The organism is Mesorhizobium sp. M1E.F.Ca.ET.063.01.1.1 (assembly GCF_003998155.1).
Classification (GTDB): domain Bacteria; phylum Pseudomonadota; class Alphaproteobacteria; order Rhizobiales; family Rhizobiaceae; genus Mesorhizobium.
This window is the reverse complement of sequence record NZ_RZSC01000529.1, coordinates 1-4,269: the sequence shown is the minus strand read 5'-3', so window position 1 is coordinate 4,269 and position 4,269 is coordinate 1. Positions and strand designations below refer to the sequence as shown.

General features: G+C 59.0%; 3 protein-coding genes and 1 pseudogene. All 4 read right to left on the bottom strand.

Going from position 1 to position 4,269, the window contains the following annotated elements:
* Positions 1 to 1,034 (bottom strand): glycerol-3-phosphate dehydrogenase (gene glpD / locus EOA29_RS27165; protein ID WP_127221864.1); only part of this gene is annotated, 1,034 nt, incomplete at its 3' end.
* 126 nt (positions 1,035 to 1,160) lie between these two features.
* Positions 1,161 to 1,928: a DeoR/GlpR family DNA-binding transcription regulator gene (locus EOA29_RS27160; RefSeq protein WP_126093834.1), complete on the bottom strand. Its 768-nt coding sequence runs from the start codon at positions 1,926 to 1,928 to the stop codon at positions 1,161 to 1,163.
* A gap of 149 nt (positions 1,929 to 2,077) precedes the next feature.
* Complete coding sequence (locus EOA29_RS27155; RefSeq protein WP_126095904.1) at positions 2,078 to 3,706, bottom strand: thiamine pyrophosphate-dependent enzyme; 1,629 nt, start codon at positions 3,704 to 3,706, stop codon at positions 2,078 to 2,080.
* 110 nt (positions 3,707 to 3,816) lie between these two features.
* A pseudogene (locus EOA29_RS27150) lies at positions 3,817 to 4,269 on the bottom strand (peptidase); the annotation flags it as partial.

Genomic DNA, 4,269 nt, shown 5'->3' with positions numbered 1-4,269 from the left:
TCGGCCTTCAGCACATAGTCGCGCGTCGCTTCCTGCGCCTTCGAGGCGCCGTCATCATAGAGCGGGCGTACCGCCGAATAGGTCCAGACGATGTCCGAACGCTTGACGGCTTGAGCGAAATATTCGCTTGCTGCGGCGCAGAGATAGTCGATCTCGGCATCGCTGATCTTCACGTCATGCGGATCGCCCGGATAGTCGCGGTCGGTGGTGCCGATCAGCGTGAACTCTTCCTCGTAGGGAATGGCGAAGATGATGCGCCCGTCCTTGTTCTGGAAGAAATAGGCCCGCGGATCGTCGAACTTCTTGCGGATGACGATGTGGCTGCCCTGCACCAGACGGACATTGTGCACATCGTTCTGGCCGACCGCCTTTGCCAGCACCTGGTCGACCCAGGGCCCGGCGGCGTTGACGAGAAGGCGAGCGCGGACTTCCTCGGTCTCGCCGGTCAGCACATTCCGGATCTTGATCGTCCACAGCGCTCCGTCGCGGCGCGCGCTTACAACTTTGGTTCGGGTGCGGATGATGGCGCCTCGGTCCGCCGCGTCGCGGGCATTGAGCGCCACCAGGCGGGCATCGTTGACCCAGCCGTCCGAATATTCGAAGGCCTTGCGGAAGAGCGGTTTCAGCGGCTTGCCGGCCGGATCGGTGGCCATGTCCAGCGTTTTCGTCGCCGGCAGCAGCTTGCGCCCGCCGATATGGTCGTAGAGGAACAGGCCGAGCCGGATCAGCCAGGCCGGGCGCAGGCCCTTGGCGTAGGGAAGGACGAAGCGCATCGGCCAGATGATATGCGGCGCGTTCTTCCAAAGGATCTCGCGCTCCATCAGCGCTTCGCGCACCAGCCGGAATTCATAGAACTCGAGATAGCGCAGGCCGCCATGGATCAGCTTGGTCGAGCCGGACGAAGTCCCGCTGGCGAGATCGTTCATCTCGGCCAGGAAAACCGAAAATCCGCGGCCAACGGCGTCACGGGCGATGCCGCAGCCGTTGATGCCGCCACCTATGACGAAAATGTCATGGATCGGTGATGAGTCCACAGGGTTCCTCCGCGATTTCGCATTGCACCATTTTTGTGTTTCGCGAAACCGTGATGGATTATTTCGAACTAAGAACGAATGTCAAACGAAATATCACAGGCGTGTGAGACGGCCGTGAGACGACGCTTATTCGAGCGCCGTCTCGATCAAACGAACCTCTTTTTCCTCGCAGATCCTTCGCACCGAAGGGATGTCGCAACGGTCGGTGATGAAGGTGTTGACCTGTGACAGGTGGCCGATGCGAACCGGCGCCGTGCGCTCGAATTTGGTCTGGTCGGAGACGAGAATCACGTGACGCGCATTGGCGATGATGGCTTGCGCCACCTTCACCTCGCGAAAATCGAAGTCGAGCAGCGCGCCGTCATGGTCGATGGCCGAGGCGCCGATGACGGCGTAGTCGACCTTGAACTGCCGGATGAAATCGACGGCTGCCTCGCCGACGACACCGCCGTCGGAGCCGCGCACCACGCCGCCGGCTATCACCACCTCTATCGAAGGATAAATACGCATCCTATTGGCAACATTGATGTTATTGGTGATGACCATAAGCCCGTTATGGTCGAGCAGCGCCTTGCTGACGGCTTCCGTCGTGGTGCCGATGTTGATGAAAAGCGAGGCATTGTCGGGGATCAACCTGGCCGCGGCGCGGCCGATCGCCTCCTTCTCCTCGGCGGCGATCTTGCGCCGCGCCTCATATTCCATGTTCTCGATGCCGGACGGAAACAGCGCCCCGCCATGGACACGCGTCAGCAGGCGCTGATCGCAGAGATCGTTGAGATCCTTGCGGATCGTCTGCGGCGTCACGCTGAAATGCGTCGCCAAATCTTCGACCAGCACCCGGCCATGGTCCTTCGCCATCTGGATGATTTCGGTATGACGTGGCGAAAGAAACATCCGGCATCCTCCATTTTCGTTTTTCCTGTCTATATCGGAAAACGAAAGCAATGAAAAGGTATGAGCCGGCTAATGAAAATCATCTGATCGCAAAGGCAAACCGGTACGCAAGCCAATGCGAACCGGTTCTGGCGAAGCGGCGGACGATCTTAATCTGGATGGGGAGCGGGATGGAGATACGTCCAGGGACTCACTTCGGACCCTCTGTCCACAGGCACTTCGATCAACACGGGGCTGTCTAGGGTCGCGCAAGTCGTTATCAATCGCTCGAGCTCCTCGGGCGTCGTCGCTTTGAAGGCCGGGATATTGAAGCTCTCGGCGAGCTTCACAAAGTCCGGATTGGTCAGCTCCGACCCCAGGTAGCGACCGTCATACGATTGTCTCTGGTCTCTCAGCACGTTCCCAAAAGAACCGTTATTGAACACGATCGCTATCACGTTGATGCGATGTTGAACCGCGGTTGCAAGCTCCTGGAGGCCAAACATGAAACCGCCGTCGCCGGAGACGGAGATCACCATCTTGTCCGGATGAGCAACCTTGACGCCCAACGCGGTATTGAACCCGAAACCCAGAGTTTCCTGATAGCCGCAGGTCACGTATTGCAGGGGAGCGAAAACCGGGAACGCGAACCGGGCGGTGAAGCCCACCTGGCTGATCTCCTCGACAAAGAAGCCGTCCCTCGGCAGTGCGCGCCGGATCGCGTTGACGTAGGAAACCTGAGGTTCTACGGCAGCGAAGCGTTCCCTCGCGGCATTGTTCAGGCGAGCGAAATCTTCCAGGCGCATATCGATTGAAGATCGAGGTGCCTGTTCGAGAAGAGCATCGACGCCATCGGCCGCATCCGCCACGATCGCGGCGTCCGGACGCAGGCGAACCATCTCCTTCGGATCGATGTCAATCCGGATGACTTTGAGGTTCTTTGGAATATATCGCCAGCGCATGAACTGCAATTCAAGGCGGCTGCCGACACCGATAAGAAGGTCGGTATCTTTCCAGTAGTCGTATGCTGCGACCAGATTAAGGGCATTGGGGTGATCGTCGGGGAGCACACCCTTGCCCGATCGATGAGCCGTTACAGGCGCACCTAGACGCTCGGCAAGTTCTCGCACCTGCTTGCGCGCATCAACCGCTCCGCCACCAACCATGATGAGTGGACGTTTGGCATTTGAAATGAGCTGGATGGCCTGCTCAATCGCCAGCGGGTCCGGCCGGGCACTCTCGGCTCGCGCTGCCGAAACAATCGGCACCTCCGGACCTTTTTGGCCGAAGACATCCCACGGCGCTTCGATCGAGCCGGGTCCTTTTCGCCCGGAGATCATCTTGGAGATAACCTCGCTGACGACGAAGCCAGCCTCTGACTGGTGATCAATGCGTTCGGCGACTTTCGTTATGCCGCGCAGGGTCGCCAGCTGATCCGGCAATTCGTGAAGCTGTCCCCGGCCTCTGCCGATCAAGTGAGACATGATGTTGCCCGTGATGCAAAGCACCGGCGCGTTCGCACCCAGGGCGGTGCAGAGGGCCGCACCCGCGTTCAGCACGCCTGGTCCCGGAACCACGGTGAACGCACCAATCCGGCCTGTTGCCTTGGCATAGCCATATGCCATGTAGGCGGCACCTTGTTCGTGTCGCGTATGGATGAATTTAATCTTGTCGCCGGCACGATGGAGTGCGTCGTTGAAATCGTACATATGAACCCCGGGTATGCCGAACACGGTGTCGATGCTGTGTTCTACAAGGGCTCGCGTGATTGCTTCCGCGGTTGTTTCAGACTTTGCCATTTCTTGCACAACCATGATTGCTCCCGGCCGACCGACTGCCTTGCCGGTCAGTTGTTCCTACCTTTCCAACTTTTGATTAACATGTCGAATAGGGCAACGGGGTGCCGCCCCTAGCCCGGAAAATCCGGCAGGCTGGCGAAAGCCGCCTTCAGCGCGTTGGACCAGCCATCCGAGATCGTGCGGTAATATTGGTCGTCCTGGCCGATCCGCTTCTTGAGGCCGACCTTGAAGGCGTCCTCCTCGAGGAAGAGCAGGTCGAGCGGCAGGCCGACCGACAGGTTCGACTTCAACGTCGAGTCGAAGGAAACCAGAAGCAGCTTCACCGTCTCGGCGAGGCTCATCGTACGGTCATAGGCGCGGATGATGATCGGCTTGCCGTATTTGGTCTCGCCGATCTGGAAGAATGGCGTGTCATCGGTCGACTCGATGAAATTGCCCTCGGGATAGATCATGAACAGCCGTGGTGGACTGCCCTTGATCTGGCCTCCGAGGATGAAAGAGGCATTGAAATAGGAATCGGCCTTGTCGCCGGCGGGCGACGAATGGGCGATCACTTCCTTCAC